Consider the following 16,212-nt stretch of genomic DNA (forward strand, 5'->3'; position numbering starts at 1 on the left):
TTTTCAACGGCATTTTAACCCCGCGGGGCTTTCTGAAGCCGCCGCAAGAGAGATTGTGAAATTAGAAAAAGATGATATAATCAGCCTTTTGGGAAAATCCGGATAAAACACTTATGTTTATTGATCAGGCAAAAATTATCGTCAAAGCCGGAGACGGCGGGCATGGCTGCGTCAGTTTCCGGCGGGAAAAGTTTATCCCCAAGGGCGGCCCGGACGGCGGCGACGGGGGACGCGGAGGCAATGTGTACTTTCGCGTGGACCCCTCGATTGATACCCTGCTGGATTTTTCCGGACGCCATATTTGGGAAGCCCAGAACGGAAAACCCGGCGAAGGAAAAAACAAGCACGGGGCCGACGGCGAAGACCTGATTATTCCCGTGCCGCCGGGAACGCTGGTTTACGATGAAGACATGAACATTCTGCTGGCCGATTTGGACCGCGAGGGGATGCAGGTCTGCATCGCCCGCGGCGGACGCGGCGGCAAAGGCAACAAGGCCTTCGCCACGCCGGTTCGGCAGGTGCCGCGCTTCGCCCAAAAAGGCAAACCCGGCCAGATGCGCAAACTGCGGCTGGAGCTGAAACTGATTGCCGATGTGGGACTGGTCGGAATGCCCAACGCCGGCAAGAGCACCCTCATCTCCCGCTGCTCGAAGGCACGACCCAAAATCGCGGATTATCCGTTCACGACTCTTTCGCCCGTATTGGGGATTGTCGAATTGTCCGATTTTCGCCGGTTTGTAATGGCCGACATCCCCGGGCTGATTGAAGGGGCTCACAAGGGAGCCGGACTGGGGCATGATTTCCTTCGGCATATTGAGCGCACACGGATTCTCGTTCATCTGCTGGACATCCTGCCGGCGGACCGCTCCGACCCGGTTGTCAATTACCATACCATTCGCAACGAACTGGAATTGTACAGCCGCCAGCTGCTCGAAAAGCCGGAAGTCATCGTCCTGAACAAAATTGATTTGGACCCCGACGGCACGCTCGTCCGACAGTACAAAGAGCGTCTGCCGAACGGAAAACCGATTCTGGCGATTTCCGCCGCCACCGGACAGGGAATCGCCGAACTGAAAGAAACCCTCTGGAGTCTGGGAAAAGGAAAACCTTATGAATCTGATCGCGATTGACATCGGCAACAGCCGAGTCAAAGTGGCTCTCTACTGTGATGATGAAGAAAAATGGCTGCGGTCCATCCCCGGCGACCCGGCCCTTGAAAAGACCCTTCGGCAGACGCTTCGGGAGGCCTGGGAGCGGATTCCGTTTTCCAAAGCCGCCGCCGAACCGATTCGCGACGGAGTGCTGGTGGCCAGCTCGGTTAAGCCGGTCTGGACCGATTTGCTGGAAAAACTGGTTCGGGAGGAATTAAACGAAAAGGTGCTGCTGGTTGGTCGGGATATTCCTTTGCCCATTGAAACCAGTGTGGACAACCCGCTGGAAGTCGGGACCGACCGGCTGATTGCCGCCGCAGCCGCCTTTGCCGTGGTGGAAGATGCGGTTGTGGTGGCGGATTTCGGCACCGCTGTAACGATTGATTTGGTGGATGAAAGCGGCGTCTTTGTCGGCGGCACCATCAGCCCCGGCTTTGAAATAGCCGCCAAGGCCCTGCAGGAAAACACCGCCAAACTGCCCCGCATCACGATGGCCAAACCCGTCAGTCCCAACGGAGCCAACACCGTAGAAGCCATTCGCTCCGGCCTTTACTATTCGGCACTGGGACTGCTGGAGACCGTCTGCCGAAAATTCGCCGAGCAGCTGGGACGCTGGCCGCAGGTCATTCTGACCGGCGGCGGGGCCGCCCTGATTCGGGACGACTGCGAATTCGTCGATTCCTATGTGCCTGACCTGACCGTGCGGGGCATCATCATCGCCTACAAAAAATACCTCTACGAAAAGGCGGAAATCGAACAGCTCGACCGCGAACACAAGCCCAAATGGACGTCCAAGCCGCCGAAAAAAGAATAACTCCGCCGTCCGGATTCGACCCGGAACAAACCTGGGCCTGCATTCGAACCGGGGCGGGAACGGCCGCCATCGGAACCATCGAAATCGAAGGGCCGGATGCCTTGCATGCCGTGCGGCGGATATTCCTTCCATTCCGCCAAGATGCCGGATGGAAAGTCGGACAGATTCTCCGCGGACAGTTTCTCGCAGACTCCCGCGTGCTCGATGAGGGACTGGCGGCAATGGAAACGGAAAACCGCCTCGCCCTGCACGCCCACGGCAATCCGCTGATTCTGCAGCAAATCTTAAAAACCCTTCAAAACACCGGTGTGCAAATCGTCGGTTTTGAACAGATGCTCCGGCGGCGCTTCCAGTCCGCCTGTTCCAACTCCATCGAGGCGGAGGCACGACTCGAAATGCTGCGGGCGGTCTCTTTTTTGGGTGTTCAGTGTCTTCACCATCAAAGCACAGGCGGTCTGACAGAAGTACTTCGGCGATGGATGAACCGGCCGGATATCCAATCGATTCACTCCGAATCCGAAGCCATTCTCCGGCACAGCCGAGTCGCCCGGCGAATCCTGCAGGGCGTCCGCATCGTGATTGCCGGTCCGCCCAACAGCGGCAAAAGCACCCTTCTGAACCGACTGGCCGGACAGGAGCGGGCCCTTGTCTCCGATATTCCGGGCACCACACGCGACTGGGTAACCGCCTTCGGACGCCTCGGCCCGCTCTGGGTCGAGTGGGTGGATACCGCCGGTCTGGATGAAGAGCTGGCCCGGGCGGACACGCTCGAACAAATCGCCCAGCAGAGAACAAGAGAACTGCTGAAGGGCTGCGACCTGATTTTGTACGTTCTGGATACGACAGCACCTTTATGGACCCAACAGCTGCCGACATCCGGCCCCGTTCCGACCCTGACGGTCTTAAACAAATATGACCTTTCCAAAATCCTTCCTCCCGATAACCGGAACGCTGTCGCCGTCAGTGCCCTGCAGGGCACAAATATGGAAACCCTCTGCGAGCGGATTCTTCAGATTCTTCATGTTGACTCGTTCGACCCGACCCGGCCGGCGGCCTTTACGGACCGGCAGATTCAGCTTCTGCAGAAGATTGTGTCGGCCGATGACCCGGACCGTATAAAAACCCTCATTCAACTGTTGTTCAAGGCCCCCCAGGCTGTATAATCAAAACTATGAAGCCATCGGTCAACCAGGACAATCTGACGCCGGCGATGCGGCAGTTTCGCTATTTTAAGCAAAAGTATCCGGATGCCGTCCTCTTTTTCCGGATGGGAGATTTTTACGAAACGTTTTTTGAAGACGCCGCCGTCTGCTCCCGCGTGCTCGGGCTGGTGCTCACCAGCCGGGGCAAAGCCGGAGACCAGCCGATTCCGCTGGCGGGCATTCCCTACCACGCCGTGGACGGCTACCTGAAGAAAATGCTGCAGGCCGGTTATAAAGTCGCCGTGTGCGAACAGGTCGAGGACCCCAAAAAAGCCAAAGGCCTTGTCAAACGCGACGTCGTTCGAATTGTCACACCCGGCACGCTGACGGATGAGATTCTTCTCAATGAACGGGAAGATAATTTTCTGTGTGCCGTCCATCTCGGACGAACCGCCGACGCCCTCTCCTGGGTGGATTTGTCCACAGGGCATTTCTTCATCCAGTCAGTACCGCGGGAGAAAGCCCTCGACGAAATCCTCCGCCTTAATCCGAAAGAAGTCCTGCTGGCCGAACGCAAAGGCGACCTGTTCGGAGCGGAAACCCAGACCCTGGCGGCCCAAATCCGCCAGATGACAAACGCCGTCGTCACGGAGCGGCCGGGCTGGTATTTTGACCCATACACGGCCCGCCAGAAACTCCTGAAGCATTTCGGCGTCTCGACGCTCGAGGGATTCGGCATTCAGGACGGAGATGAAACGCTCTGTGCGGCCGGCGCAGTTTTGGAATATCTTCAGGAAACCCAGAAAACCGCGCTGACCCATATCACCAAACTTCAAAAGGTTGAACCCAGCCGTTTTCTGCGAATTGACCCGATTTCGCTTCGGTCTCTGGAAATCGTCCAGACGATTCGCGGGGAAAGCACACGCGGCACGCTGCTGCAGACGGTGGACAGGACCCTGACGGGCATGGGCAGCCGCCGGCTCCGCTCGATGCTGTGCATGCCGCTGTACGACCTCGAAGAAATTCGGCGAAGGCAGGATGCGATTGAAGAATTGGTCGAGCAGGAGACGGTCTGCGCCCGCATTCGGGACCTCTTAAAAGAAACCGCCGATGTGGAGCGGATTGCCGCCCGCATCAGCACAGGCCGGGCCACGCCGCGGGATTTGGTCGCCGCCGGACGCACCCTGCGGAAAATCCCGCCGCTGCGGGAGCTTTTGGCCGGATGCTCCGCCGCCCTGCTCAACCAGCTGGCCGGACAATGCGACAGCATGGACGAACTGGCCGAGCTGCTCGAGAAAGCCGTCGAGCCGGACCCGCCGATGCATCTGCGCGACGGCGGCGTCATTCGCACGGGCTTTGATGAACAGCTCGACCGGCTCCGCTCCCTCTCCAAAGACGGACGCAGTTTCCTGGCGGACTATCAGCAGAAGGAAATCCAGCGAACCGGAATCCCCAACCTGAAAATCGGTTTTAACAAAGTTTTCGGCTACTACATCGAGGTGACCCACTCGATGGCGGACAGGGTGCCGCCCGACTACATCCGTAAGCAGACCGTCAAAAATGCCGAACGCTACATCACCGAGCCGCTGAAAGAATATGAAGAGCAGGTGCTGACCGCCTCCGAAAAGGCCCTTGAACGAGAGCAGGAGCTCTTCGACCAAATCCGCCTGCACACGGCACAGTATATCCCGCGCCTGCAGAAACTAGCCGACGCCGTTGCACAGATTGACTGTCTGGCCTCGTTTGCCCATCTGGCCCGGCAGAATCACTACATCCGCCCGCAGATGACCGACACGAAAGAACTGGTCATCATTGAGGGGAAACATCCGGTTCTGGCTGACCTGATGGGCGCGGAGTTTGTCCCGAATGATGTGGAATTAGGGACCGAAAGCGGTGATTTGGCGATTATCACAGGCCCCAATATGGCGGGCAAAAGCACCTACATCCGCCAGACCGCCCTTTTGGTGCTGCTGGCCCAGACGGGCTCGTTCATTCCGGCCAAAGAGGCCCGCATCGGACTGGTGGACCGAATCTTCACGCGAGTGGGCGCTTCCGACGAACTGGCCCGCGGCCAGAGTACTTTTATGGTGGAGATGACCGAAACCGCCAATATCCTGAACAATGCCACGGAGCGGTCGCTGGTCATTCTCGATGAGGTCGGACGCGGCACGAGCACCTATGACGGGCTGTCGCTGGCCTGGGCCATTACCGAACATCTGGCCAACCACATCAAATGCCGCACCCTGTTTGCCACGCATTATCATGAACTGACGGAACTGGGCCGGCTGCTGGTCAATGTCAAAAATCTCAACGTGGCCGTGCGGGAATGGGAGGGACAGGTCATCTTCCTGCACAAAATTGTGCCCGGCGGCACCGACAAAAGCTACGGCATTCACGTAGCCAAACTGGCGGGCATCCCCAAATCCATCCTTCGCCGGGCCGATGAAATCCTTAAAGACCTCGAAAACACCTTCGCCAAAGAGGCCTCCGGCGAAAAACTCGCCCGCCACAAAACCGCTCAGGAGGAAGACCTCCTGTTTGTCGAAAAACACAAATCCGTCCTCGAAAAACTCCGGGAACTGGACGTGAACAACCTGACCCCCATCGAAGCCATCAATCTGCTCAATGAAATCAAAAAAGAGATGGAATAGCCGTCGGCACGGCTGTCGGAACTCTTTATTGTTTTATTCCCTGCAATTCCCGCCGCTGGCGGATAAGCCGCTCGCGGACTTCGCTTAAGAATCCATGGTACTGCGGCCCGCGAAAATCCGGGAAGGTAAACTCAAAACTCCGCCAGGCCCCTTTGTGAAACATCAGGGTCACCTCGGCATACATATTTTGTCCGATGTAAATTCGATGGGAAAAATTCTTGGTTGAGGCCAGAACCAGTTTGGCCGGCTCCAGATACCCCGGGTCCAGGTTCACCGGACGCGGCCAGGGGGTCTTTAATTCCTCCGCCAGTCTTTTTTCCAGCTCATTGGTCTGGTGTTTGATGTCCGCCAGCCGACCCGGCTCAATCAGTTGTTCAAAGGCCAGAAAATTGCGGAGAATCGACGGCCCGGTCTCTTCCCGATAGTAATCCGTCTGGGTAAAGGGCCAGACCTCGCTGATACAGTCCGCCCGCCCGTACTGCCGCTGCAGGGCCTCCTGAGCCGCCTGAAGACAGCGCAAATCCGACGCAAGAATCCCGCAAATCAGTTTGACCGGCTGGGGTGATGCAACCTCTCCCATAAGCAAGATATCCGCCTTACTCGAGCAGACTCCGGACTTGAAAGCCGAGGAATATGGTATTTGACGATATCCCAGACAACTCGATTGTCAACCGCACTGTAGCCGTGAATCAGAATGTTGCGAAAGGCGATAATTTTTCGGGAATCTTCTATCTGTTCTGTGATTTGTGCATCGAGTTTATACAGCCGATTCATCGCCTCCCCGATAATCTCGAACTTTCGCTCCACGGAGGCCTGAAGCTGATCATCCTCAAGATAATGCTCAAGTATTTTGCCGCGCGTGTACCGCTCAATGGACTCCGCCGCCGGGAGAATATCTTCCAACAAAGACCGTTTTTCAATCTGCATAGAGCGGCTCTCGCTGTCGATTCACCATGTCCAGAAAATATCTGTTCTTTACGGCTGTGGGCATAAGTAAGTCCACCGGTCTTCCGAACAACTGCTCCAAATCGAACAGAAGACCGAAATAAACCTCGGCATATTCTCCCTCCCGGAGCGGCAAAAACTCCACCAAAAAATCCAAATCACTGGTTTGAGGATTAAACCGGCCTGAAGCGGCCGAGCCGAACAGTTCGAGTCGGGCTACTCGATATTTCTTGCAAAGTGCCTCCAGTGCCCCGCGATGCTGTTTGATCTGTTCAATCACAACCTGAATACCCTCTCGTTTCTTTCCTGATTATACCGATTCATCAAAAGAGGGTCAAGCAGACCCGCCATTCGGTGAAAGTGAATCCTGTCCACAAATTTCTATACCGAAACCGCATTCAGTCTGTTCAGCATCTGCTGAACCCGTTCGGCGGCAAAGGCGGCGGCCCGGGAAATCTCCACCAGCTGCTTGTCCTTTTCGCTGCGCAGTTTCACCTCGGCCTTGCCCTCGGCCAGCGAATTTTTGCCCAGCGTAATCCGAATCGGAATGCCCAGCAGGTCGGCATCCTTGAACTTCACACCGGCCCGCAGGTCCCGGTCATCCAGCAGGACCTCGACGCCCTTGTCCAGAAGCTCGCGGTAAATCCGCTCCGCCGCTTCCATCACATCCGCATCCGGTGCGGCGGGCGTGACAATCACCTGCCAGGGGGCAATCGTCATCGGCCAGATAATGCCCCACTCATCGTGCGACTGCTCAATCGCAGAAGCAACAATGCGGTTGATGCCGATGCCGTAGCAGCCCATCAGGCAGGGCTTGCGGCGGCCCTCTTCATCCAGGAAAAACGCCTCCAGTTTGACGCTGTATTTGGTGCCGAGCTTAAAAACCTGTCCGACTTCAATGCCCCGCTTAAAGAGCAGTTTTTTCCCGCCCCAGGTGTCGCCCGCAACGGCATTGCGGACATCACAAACCTGAATCCCGGCGCCTTCGAGCGGGAAATCCCGGCCCGGCACAACATTCTTCAAATGATAATCCGTCTTGTTGGCACCGGTGATGCCGACGGCCATAGCCGCCACGGCATGGTCAATCAGAATTTTGCTGACGCGTCCGGCCAGCCCGACCGGTCCGGCAAAACCGACGGCCGCTCCGGTAACCTTTCGAATCGTCTCCTCATCCGCCAGCTCAATATGATGCCCGACAAAGAACTGATTGACTTTCTCCGGATTGACTTCATGGTCGCCGCGAACCAGAACGGCAAAAACCTCCTCGTCTGTCTTGTAAATCAGGGTTTTAATCAAATCCTGCGGACGGGCCTTCAGAAACGCACAAACCGCTTCGATGCTGCCGACATTCGGCGTATGCACTTCAGCAGGCGCGTCCGCCCGCACCGGCGGCTGCTTGGGCAGCGGGTCCACCGGGGCCTTTTCGATATTCCACGCACGCTGCCCATCCTCTGTATAGACAATCACATCCTCGCCGTTTTCACAGGGAACGGTGAACTGATGCGAACCGGTGCCGCCCATCTCGCCCGTTTCGGCCTCGACAATCACAAACTCCAGCCCGCAGCGGGCAAACACCCGTCGGTAGGCATTGTACATATCCATATAGGTTTTGTGCAGACACTCCTCCGTGGCGTGAAAACTGTAGGCATCCTTCATCAGGAATTCACGGGAACGAAGCACGCCGAAGCGGGGCCGAAACTCATCCCGATATTTTGTATTGATTTGATACAGATTCAGCGGCAGCTGCTTGTACGACTGAATCTCCTGCGAGGCCAGATATGTAAACCCTTCCTCCGCCGTCGGCGAAAGCACGTTCATTCGTCCGTGCCGGTCGCGGAACTTTCCCAGCGTTTCGCCGTAATCAATATCCCGGCCGGTTTTCTGCCACAGCTCCATCGGCTGCACAACCGGCACTGTGCACTCCTGCGCACCGGCCCGGTTCATCTCTTCCCGGACGATATTCATCACCTTCAGCAAAATCCGCTGACCGGCGGGCAGATAAATATAGGTGCCGCTGGCCAGCTTGCGCATCAGACCGGCGCGAATCATCAGCTGATGCGAAATAATCTCCGCTTCCGCAGGCACTTCCTTGACCGTAGGGATAAACGTCTGACTGTAGCGCATGAAAATCTCCTGAAATCTTTACACCGTGTCCGCCAGGCGGACCAAAACTTTCCTGACAATCTCCTCGGGCACTTCCACAGCCCATTGTCCGTCCCGGCACAGCACCGAACCCAGCTTTTCCAGCAGCACAAACCGCGGACGTCGGCCGACGGACTTTTTATCCAGTTTCAGCAGCTCTAAAATTTTCTCCGGCGGATAGGCCCCTGCTGCGCGGGTCGCAAGCCCCAGTCTACCCAAAAGGGCCTCAATCCGCTCCAGCCGGTCATCACCAACCAGCCCCATCTCCTTTTCAATCCATCCGGCGGCAATCATTCCAATCGCAACCGCCTGCCCATGCAGCAGCGAATATCCGCTGAGGGCCTCGAGGGCATGTCCAATCGTATGGCCGTAATTGAGCACCCGCCGCCGATTCTTCTCCAGCGGGTCCTCCATCACCACCGAGGCCTTGATTCGGCAGTTCTGACAGGCCAGATGCTCCAGCACCGCGGGGTCTCGCTTCAGCAGCAGGTCGGCATTCTCCTCCAGCCATGCAAAAAAGGCGGCATCGGCGATGGCGGCATGCTTGACCGACTCGGCCAGCCCGGCCCGATACTGCACCTCATCGAGGGTTTGAAGCGTCTGGGTATCCATATACACAGCCGCCGGATGCCAGAATGCGCCAAAGGCGTTTTTGCTTCGAGTGCTGTCCACGCCGGTTTTGCCGCCAATGCTCGAATCGGCCTGGCTGATGGTCGTCGTCGGGATATGCACAACGGGCACGCCGCGTTTGAAAACAGCCGCCGCAAAACCGGCAATATCCCCGACCGTTCCGCCCCCCAGCGCAATCACCAGGGTATCCCGCCCCAAAAAGCGGCTTTCCATCGCCTCCAAAATCGATGCAAGCGTCTGCATCGTTTTAGACGCTTCCCCCGGCGGGTCAATCACATAGACTCCCATTTGGCTGCCGCCCAGAAAGCGGTCCAGATGACCGGCCTGCACAAGAGAGCGGTCCGTAATCACAAACCCCGTCCGTCCGGCAAATTGCACCTCCAGCGCCTCCCGAAGCTTCCCTAAAAAGCTGCTGCCGACAAAAACCGGATACCCCCCTTCCGGCAGAGCGGGCGTTGACACCTTGAACGTCTTCAGATTGTCCTTCAGAGGGGAGTCCATTTTTCGCTAATAGGCAATCAGCCGATGAATGGGATAGGAACCGAGTTTCTGACGCCCCTCCAGCCCGGTCAGCTCAATCAGAAAGGAAAAACCGCAGATTTGACCGCCCAGTTTTTTCACCAGTTCACAGGCCGCCGCCATCGTCCCGCCCGTGGCCAGCACATCATCTACCAAAAGAACACGCTGGCCCGGACGAATGGCATCGCAGTGAACTTCAATGGAATCCTGCCCGTACTCCAGACCATAATGGACGGACGCGGTCTGATACGGCAGCTTGCCTTTTTTTCGCATCGGAATAAAGCCCGCGCTTAAAACCGCCGCAATGGCCGAGCCGAAAATAAATCCCCTGGCCTCCACCGCCGCCACGCAGTCAACCGCTTTGTCTATATACGGACTCGACATCTCCTTTATTGCCTGCCCAAATGCCTCCGCATTCGCCAGAAGCGGCGTAATATCCCGAAACAATATCCCCGGCTTGGGGAAATCAGGAATACTGCGAATATAGTCTTTTAAATCCAATTCCATCCCTTTCCTGCACGCAGGCCGTCGCATCTCAGAAACGGGGATTATAGCAAAAAACTCCCTCAAAAAAATATTTTTTTGGGCGGCGAATGTACATAAAAAAAGCGGACCTATAAACGGCCCGCTTTTGTCCGTTCCTTCGTTTATTTAACGGGTCATCAGTTCATTCAGTTTGGCCAGGCCGCTTCGCTGAATCTGGCGAACCCGCTCACGCGTCAGCCCGAGCTTTTCGCCGATTTGCTTGAGGGTCAGCGGCTCCTGCCCGTCCAATCCAAACCGCAGACGAAGCACCTCGGCCTCCCGCGGGTCAATTTCCTCCAGCAGTTCAAGGGCCTGGCAGAGTTCCTCTTCGCCGCCGATTTCATCATCCGGCAGAGACACCTTGTCATCTTCGACGGTCTCTTCAAGCCCCGCATTGCCCTCCGGATTGTCATATTGAAAACCGGCCTCCACCACCGAAACAATATCCTGAATGGCCTTGGCCTTTCGAATCGGCACCTTCATCGCTCCGGCCATCTCTTCCAGACTGACCGTTCGGCCCAGCTTCAGTTCCATCTCTGCATAGGTCTGACGCCACTGATTAATCAATTCCACCATATAGGTCGGGATATGAATCGGCTGGGCATTGTTCAAAATCGCCCGCTTGATGGCCTGCTTAATCCACCAGGCCGCATAGGTGCTGAACCGCACCTTATGCTCCGGGTCAAAGGTATCCACCGCCCGCAATAACCCCAGATTGCCCTCCTCAATCAGGTCCCCCAGCGTCATTCCGCGTCCGGAAAACCGTTTGGCAATATTGACCACCAGCCGAAGGTTGGAACGAACCAGCCGGTCGCGGGCTTCCGGATCATTGTTTTCGATAATCGCCTTGGCCAGCGTCTTCTCTTCCTCCCAGCTGAGCAGCGGGGCCTCATCGATTTCCTTCAAATACTCTTTAATCGTGATATCAAATGCCATTTGTTGGTCTCCTCGGTTCACAGCCGGTATTTCTGAGGGCTTCCATTGCCTCAAGAAAACCGTTTTTCTCGGACGCTTAGGCCCGCGGACATCCGCCGAGCCCGGTGTTCTTATCGGCTCAAAACACGACCGCCTTAAGCACCTATCCGGCCCGGTTTCTCTTTTCCGGGCTTTTTCTGCGGCAGAGGAAAAACTGAAAATTACTGGACAGGCCGCCTCTTTTTTGTATGATAGGTTCGAATGGGAAATCAATATGATGATTGTATCGAATTGTTCTCTGAAGACGCTCGTTTTTGTCTGGATTCTGATTGGCGCCGCACCGGCCGAAAACCCCCTTTTCGATGGGGCGGACCCGCACGCCGTCTGGTTTGACGGCCGTCTTGTCCTTTATCCAACTTCCGAGAGGGGCCGTTTTTATGCATACTCCTCTGCGGATCTGCTTCATTGGCAAAAACACGGGCCGATTTTCAGCGTCAGCCAAATCGAATGGCTCACCGAACGCAAAAGCGGCTGGGCCCCCTGCCTCATCGAAAAAGACGGCACATTTTATTTCTACTATTCACTCGGCCCCAAACCCTCCCACATCGGGGTGGCCGTCGGCAAAAGCCCGCTGGGACCTTTCACGGATTCCGGGCGGCCTCTGCTGTCAGACCACAACGACCCCAACTTTGAAGCCATTGACCCGATGGTCTTTCAAGACCCCCAATCCGGAAAGTATTATCTCTACGCGGGCGGCAGCGCCGGCTCCACCCTGAGGGTTTTTGAATTAACGGACGACCTGCTCGGGCTCAAACAGGAAATCCCGGTGCAGACGCCGCCGAATTTTACCGAAGGCGTCTTTATCCATTATCGAAACGGCCTGTATTACCTGTCCTACAGCCACGGCAGCTGGCGGCACAGCTCCTATTCGGTGCATTATGCCGTCTCAAAAACCCCTCTGGGCCCCTGGGACTACAAGGGCCCAATCCTTGTCAGCAACGACCGCTTTAAAGGCCCCGGCCATCACTCGTTTGTTTATGTACCGCCCAAAGACCGCTGGTACATCTTTTACCACCGCTGGGAAAACGTCGAAGGAGACGGCCCCTACTCCGGCAGCCGAAAAATCGCCGCAGACCTTGTGGAATATGGCACCGACGGAACCATCAAACCTATCCAAATGACCCCCACAGCCAAATTGGAATCGTCTCCAATTCAAAGAAATCCCAAGTAAGTTCTTGACTCAAGAACGCTTTTTTGTTAACATAGGCAAAATTGGAGAACAGAAAAGCGGAAATATAGATAAACGATTGGAGGGGCGTACCTCACAACGAAATCTACCTTTTTCTTTCCTGCTTTTCCTTTTGAAAATCAGAAAGGTTCTTATGTGTAAAAATAGTTGGAGTGTTTTTGTCTTTTTATCCGCTTGTCTATGCAGTATTTCGTTCGGCGCCATCACACTTTATACCCCGCCGTCGGGTGATGCGATGTATTCCTGGAACAGCAAATACGGTCCCTACGGCTACACAACCGGAACCAACGAAATGGGGGTAGGCCTGTCTATGGGCGGCAGCTACGGAAACGATTACACCATTTCCATCTTCGAAATTCCGATAGCCGCCTTATCCGGCCAAACAATCACAAGCGCCGTTCTGGAAGTGGAATCATTAGGATTTGATACGGGCTACTGGTATGGTTCAGCCGGGATTCGGTGGGTCAATACAGGCACCATGAACCTGACCGGTGATGTCGTTGCGGATAATCTGGGCCCGACGACAGCCTTCGTCTCCATAGAGTACTATCTGTTCAACAGCGGGACGGTAGAAGGCACACCCGGCATCAAACAATTTGACGTGCTGAATCATCTTCTCGACGACCTTGCGGCCGGAAGGGCCTACACAACGTTTGTTCTGTGCGGGTCTCGAGATACAGGCGGGGCAATCTACACTGCCGAAAGCGGACGCGGACCGCGAATTATTGCGGTTCCTGAACCAACATCGCTCCTGCTGCTGGCCTTCAGCGGTCTTCTGACAGCTGCAAAAAAACGCCGGACACATTAATTGCTCGTCTTTTCAAGCACCTTGTTCCTCCGAACAAGGTGCTTTTTTATTTGCTTCTTTTGCCCGGCTGAGAGCCAGGCCTGTCAGAAGAATCACCGCTGTCCCAATCACCGGAATCAGAAAATCGTTCCACGAATAGGCGAAACGCCCGAAAAAGACCGGAAACTTTTTTGATGCCGTCATCCAGAGGATTAAAAGGATTCCGAGCGTTGTGCCAATCCCACCGGCGGAATTTCCCGCCCTGCGGGACATCAGACCCAGAAGAAACAGCCCAAGCATGCCCCCGCTGAAAATGCCTGCCAGCGTCTGCCACGTCTTGAATCCTTCGCCGAATCGGCTCATCGCAAAAGCCGCCAGGATGCCGGACAGACCAAAAAAGCCCGTAGCCGCATAGAGCACGTTCAGGCACTGCCGGTCCGTCGCGTCCGCCTTGAATCGTCGAAAGAAGTCCGACATAATCAGAGTAGCCGCCGAATTTAAACTCGTCGAAACGGTGCTCATCGCCGCCGCAAAAATCGCCGCAATCAAAAGCCCCCTCAACCCCGCCGGCAGGGTCTGAACAATGTAGTAAGGAAAAATATAGTCCGGCTTGGCCGCAACGGCCGGCGGAATCTCCGCCGACTGGATTTTGTAATACGCAAACAGGAGCGAACCAATCAGGAAAAACATCGCCGAGACCGGAAGATACAGCAGTCCCCCCAGCAGCAGGCTCTTGCCCGCCTCCCGGTCGTTTTTGGAGGATTTATACCGCTGGACATAGTTCTGGTCGATGCCGAAGTTCTGCAGATTCAGCACAATGCCGAAAAGCAGGACAACCCAGAACGTCTCCTCCCGCAGCGAAGGCCCGAAACTTCCCAGACTGAATTTCCCCTCATTAAATGCCGTTGACAGCAGTTGAGCAGGACCTCCGGACACGGAAAAGAGCATCACAAGGGTACAAACCAGAGCCCCGCCGATGAGAATGACACTTTGAATCGCATCCGTCCAAATCACCGCCGTAATGCCCCCTATCAGCGTATAAACGGTCACGGAAAGCCCAAGCAGGAAGATAATCGCTTTGATATCCCATCCGAGCAGAATCTGCATCGGCACGGCCGTCAGATACAGCACAGCCCCCATCCGGGCAATCTGTGTGGTCAGAAAACAGAGATTGGCGTACAGCCGGGCCCAATAGCCGAACCGCTGCTCCAGTTCCTCATAGGCGGAAATGGCCTCGGTCCTCCGCCGGTAGTACGGAACAAAATAATGATAGGCGATGAACACAGCAATCGGCAGCGACAGACTGAAGGTAAAAAAACTCCAGTTGTCCGCATAGGCCTTGCCCGGAATGCCGATAAAGCTGATGCTGCTCAGATATGTGGCAAAAATAGACAAGCCGGTCAGCCAGCCTGGAAGCGAATGGTGTCCGGCGACAAATCCATCCGTGGATCGGCTCTTTCGGTAAAAGAAAGCCCCGATGCTCAGTGTCCCGACAAAATAAAGAACCAGAACTGTCAGGTCAACCGCACTGAATTGTCCCATTTGCCGTCCCTGTGCTTTGGTTCTTTTCGATTCCGAAAGGGCCGCCGACCCCTTCACCGTTCGTCCGCAGGCGGATAGAGATTTCGCCACTCATTCAGAAACTCGCGTATCTTTTCCTGCTGGGACTCTGAAAAACAGCAAAACGGTTCCGCCGGCATGTCGCTGCAAATTCCCATAATGCGCAAGGCGCATTTGATTCCTCTGAAAATCCCCGAACTGGACTGGCCGACACTGTAAACCGCCGTGCTGAGTTTCATAACCAGCTGATGCAGCTGCCGAACCTTTCGAATGTCGGAGGACACGGCGGCATTATATAAATCCACATACAGCCGGGGGAACAGGTTGGCTCCCCCGCAGATTCCGCCGTCGGCCCCCAGCAGGAGAGATTCCGCCAGCAGCTCCTCGGTGCCCATCAGGATTTTGAAGCCCGGATTTTCCCGGAACATCCATTTGATTTTTTGAAAGTGCATCATATCGCCGGAACTGTCCTTCAGTCCGATGACACCGGGCAGCTCCGCAATGCGTCGGACGGTTTGAGGGTCCATCGACATCTTTGTGCACAGAGGGATATTGTACAAAACCACGGGAAGAGAAACTTGGGAAACAAGGCGCTCCATATACCCAATCAGCTCCTCCTGGCCCATTGGCAGATAATACGGAGGGGCCGCCACAACGGCGTCGGCACCGTTTTCCGCAGCAAAATGGGCCAAGGCAGCGGATTCCGAAACCACCGTATCCGTAATCCCCACGAAAATCGGAACCCGCCGGTTCACCTGCCTGCAAACCCGCCGGACCAACTCCGCCCGCAGCGCGGACGACAGATAGGGCCCTTCTCCGGTCGTACCCAAAACAAACAACCCGTGCACCCCGCCTGCCAGGATATGTTCAACCAGTCGCGACAATCCGTCACCGTCGATTTCCGTCTGACTTCGCAGCGGAGTGACTATCGGCGGGATAATCCCCTTTAACAGATTCGCTGTTTCCTGCACATTCTTCATCGATGTTCCTGCCGCATCCGGATTCACCCAACAAGTCCGGCAGAACCAACTGCTATTCCCTTGAGCACCTCTGTCATTCCCTTAAGCACCTCTGTCATTCCCTTAAGTACCTCTGTCATTCCCTTGAGCACCTCTGTCATTCCCTTAAGCACCTCTGTCATTCCCTTAAGCACCTCTGTCATTCCCTTAAGTACCTCTGTCA

The 16,212-nt window shown here is 55.7% G+C and carries 15 protein-coding genes; 6 read left to right on the forward strand and 9 right to left on the reverse strand.

Features of this window, described 5'->3' with window-relative positions:
* The first annotated feature begins 113 nt into the window (after positions 1-113).
* Genes obgE through mutS form a run of 4 tightly spaced genes read left to right on the forward strand, consistent with a single transcriptional unit; the run spans position 114 to position 5,758 of the window.
* Positions 114-1,130 carry a GTPase ObgE gene (gene obgE / locus WHS88_08070; GenBank protein ID MEJ5260128.1) on the forward strand — a complete coding sequence of 339 codons (1,017 nt, stop codon included), beginning with the start codon at positions 114-116 and terminating at the stop codon, positions 1,128-1,130.
* Complete coding sequence (locus tag WHS88_08075; protein MEJ5260129.1) at positions 1,111-1,965, forward strand: type III pantothenate kinase; 855 nt, start codon at positions 1,111-1,113, stop codon at positions 1,963-1,965. The genes obgE and WHS88_08075 overlap by 20 nt, the downstream gene beginning before the upstream one ends.
* Entirely contained in the window at positions 1,935-3,128 is a 1,194-nt protein-coding gene (locus WHS88_08080) for a GTPase (protein MEJ5260130.1), read from the forward strand. The genes WHS88_08075 and WHS88_08080 overlap by 31 nt, the downstream gene beginning before the upstream one ends.
* An 8-nt stretch (positions 3,129-3,136) precedes the next feature.
* A complete protein-coding gene (gene mutS / locus WHS88_08085) occupies positions 3,137-5,758 on the forward strand; it encodes a DNA mismatch repair protein MutS (GenBank protein MEJ5260131.1) in 2,622 nt (873 codons plus the stop codon).
* Positions 5,759-5,783: 25 nt separating this feature from the next.
* On the opposite strand, the gene WHS88_08090 is transcribed toward mutS, so the two are convergent.
* The 7 genes from WHS88_08090 to WHS88_08120 form a co-directional block, all read right to left on the reverse strand.
* The gene (locus WHS88_08090; protein MEJ5260132.1) at positions 5,784-6,338 is read right to left on the reverse strand and encodes a DUF4416 family protein; all 555 of its coding nucleotides are present in this window, start codon (positions 6,336-6,338) and stop codon (positions 5,784-5,786) included.
* Positions 6,302-6,685: a HepT-like ribonuclease domain-containing protein gene (locus WHS88_08095; GenBank protein MEJ5260133.1), complete on the reverse strand. Its 384-nt coding sequence runs from the start codon at positions 6,683-6,685 to the stop codon at positions 6,302-6,304. Before WHS88_08095 ends, WHS88_08090 begins: the two co-directional genes overlap by 37 nt.
* Positions 6,675-6,983 carry a nucleotidyltransferase domain-containing protein gene (locus WHS88_08100; GenBank protein ID MEJ5260134.1) on the reverse strand — a complete coding sequence of 103 codons (309 nt, stop codon included), beginning with the start codon at positions 6,981-6,983 and terminating at the stop codon, positions 6,675-6,677. The genes WHS88_08095 and WHS88_08100 overlap by 11 nt, the downstream gene beginning before the upstream one ends.
* 101 nt (positions 6,984-7,084) lie before the next feature.
* On the reverse strand, positions 7,085-8,827 hold the full coding sequence (locus WHS88_08105) for a proline--tRNA ligase (GenBank protein ID MEJ5260135.1): 1,743 nt from the start codon (positions 8,825-8,827) through the stop codon (positions 7,085-7,087).
* A gap of 18 nt (positions 8,828-8,845) precedes the next feature.
* Positions 8,846-9,976 carry a 3-dehydroquinate synthase gene (gene aroB / locus WHS88_08110; GenBank protein MEJ5260136.1) on the reverse strand — a complete coding sequence of 377 codons (1,131 nt, stop codon included), beginning with the start codon at positions 9,974-9,976 and terminating at the stop codon, positions 8,846-8,848.
* Positions 9,977-9,982: 6 nt separating this feature from the next.
* A complete protein-coding gene (locus WHS88_08115; protein ID MEJ5260137.1) occupies positions 9,983-10,501 on the reverse strand; it encodes an adenine phosphoribosyltransferase in 519 nt (172 codons plus the stop codon).
* Positions 10,502-10,645: 144 nt separating this feature from the next.
* A complete protein-coding gene (locus tag WHS88_08120; protein MEJ5260138.1) occupies positions 10,646-11,455 on the reverse strand; it encodes an RNA polymerase sigma factor RpoD/SigA in 810 nt (269 codons plus the stop codon).
* Positions 11,456-11,708: 253 nt separating this feature from the next.
* Between WHS88_08120 and WHS88_08125 the strand changes: the two genes are divergently transcribed.
* Both WHS88_08125 and WHS88_08130 read left to right on the forward strand, forming a co-directional pair.
* Positions 11,709-12,665, forward strand: coding sequence for a family 43 glycosylhydrolase (locus WHS88_08125; GenBank protein ID MEJ5260139.1), 957 nt, complete (start codon positions 11,709-11,711; stop codon positions 12,663-12,665).
* A 151-nt stretch (positions 12,666-12,816) separates the two neighbouring features.
* On the forward strand, positions 12,817-13,491 hold the full coding sequence (locus WHS88_08130; GenBank protein MEJ5260140.1) for a PEP-CTERM sorting domain-containing protein: 675 nt from the start codon (positions 12,817-12,819) through the stop codon (positions 13,489-13,491).
* Positions 13,492-13,503: 12 nt separating this feature from the next.
* Here the strand turns inward: WHS88_08130 and WHS88_08135 are convergent, their stop codons facing one another.
* Both WHS88_08135 and WHS88_08140 read right to left on the reverse strand, forming a co-directional pair.
* Complete coding sequence (locus tag WHS88_08135; protein ID MEJ5260141.1) at positions 13,504-15,012, reverse strand: sodium:solute symporter; 1,509 nt, start codon at positions 15,010-15,012, stop codon at positions 13,504-13,506.
* Between the two features lie 53 nt (positions 15,013-15,065).
* Positions 15,066-16,010, reverse strand: coding sequence for a dihydrodipicolinate synthase family protein (locus WHS88_08140; GenBank protein ID MEJ5260142.1), 945 nt, complete (start codon positions 16,008-16,010; stop codon positions 15,066-15,068).
* Positions 16,011-16,212 lie beyond the last annotated feature (202 nt).

The organism is Anaerohalosphaeraceae bacterium (assembly GCA_037479115.1).
Classification (GTDB): domain Bacteria; phylum Planctomycetota; class Phycisphaerae; order Sedimentisphaerales; family Anaerohalosphaeraceae; genus JAHDQI01.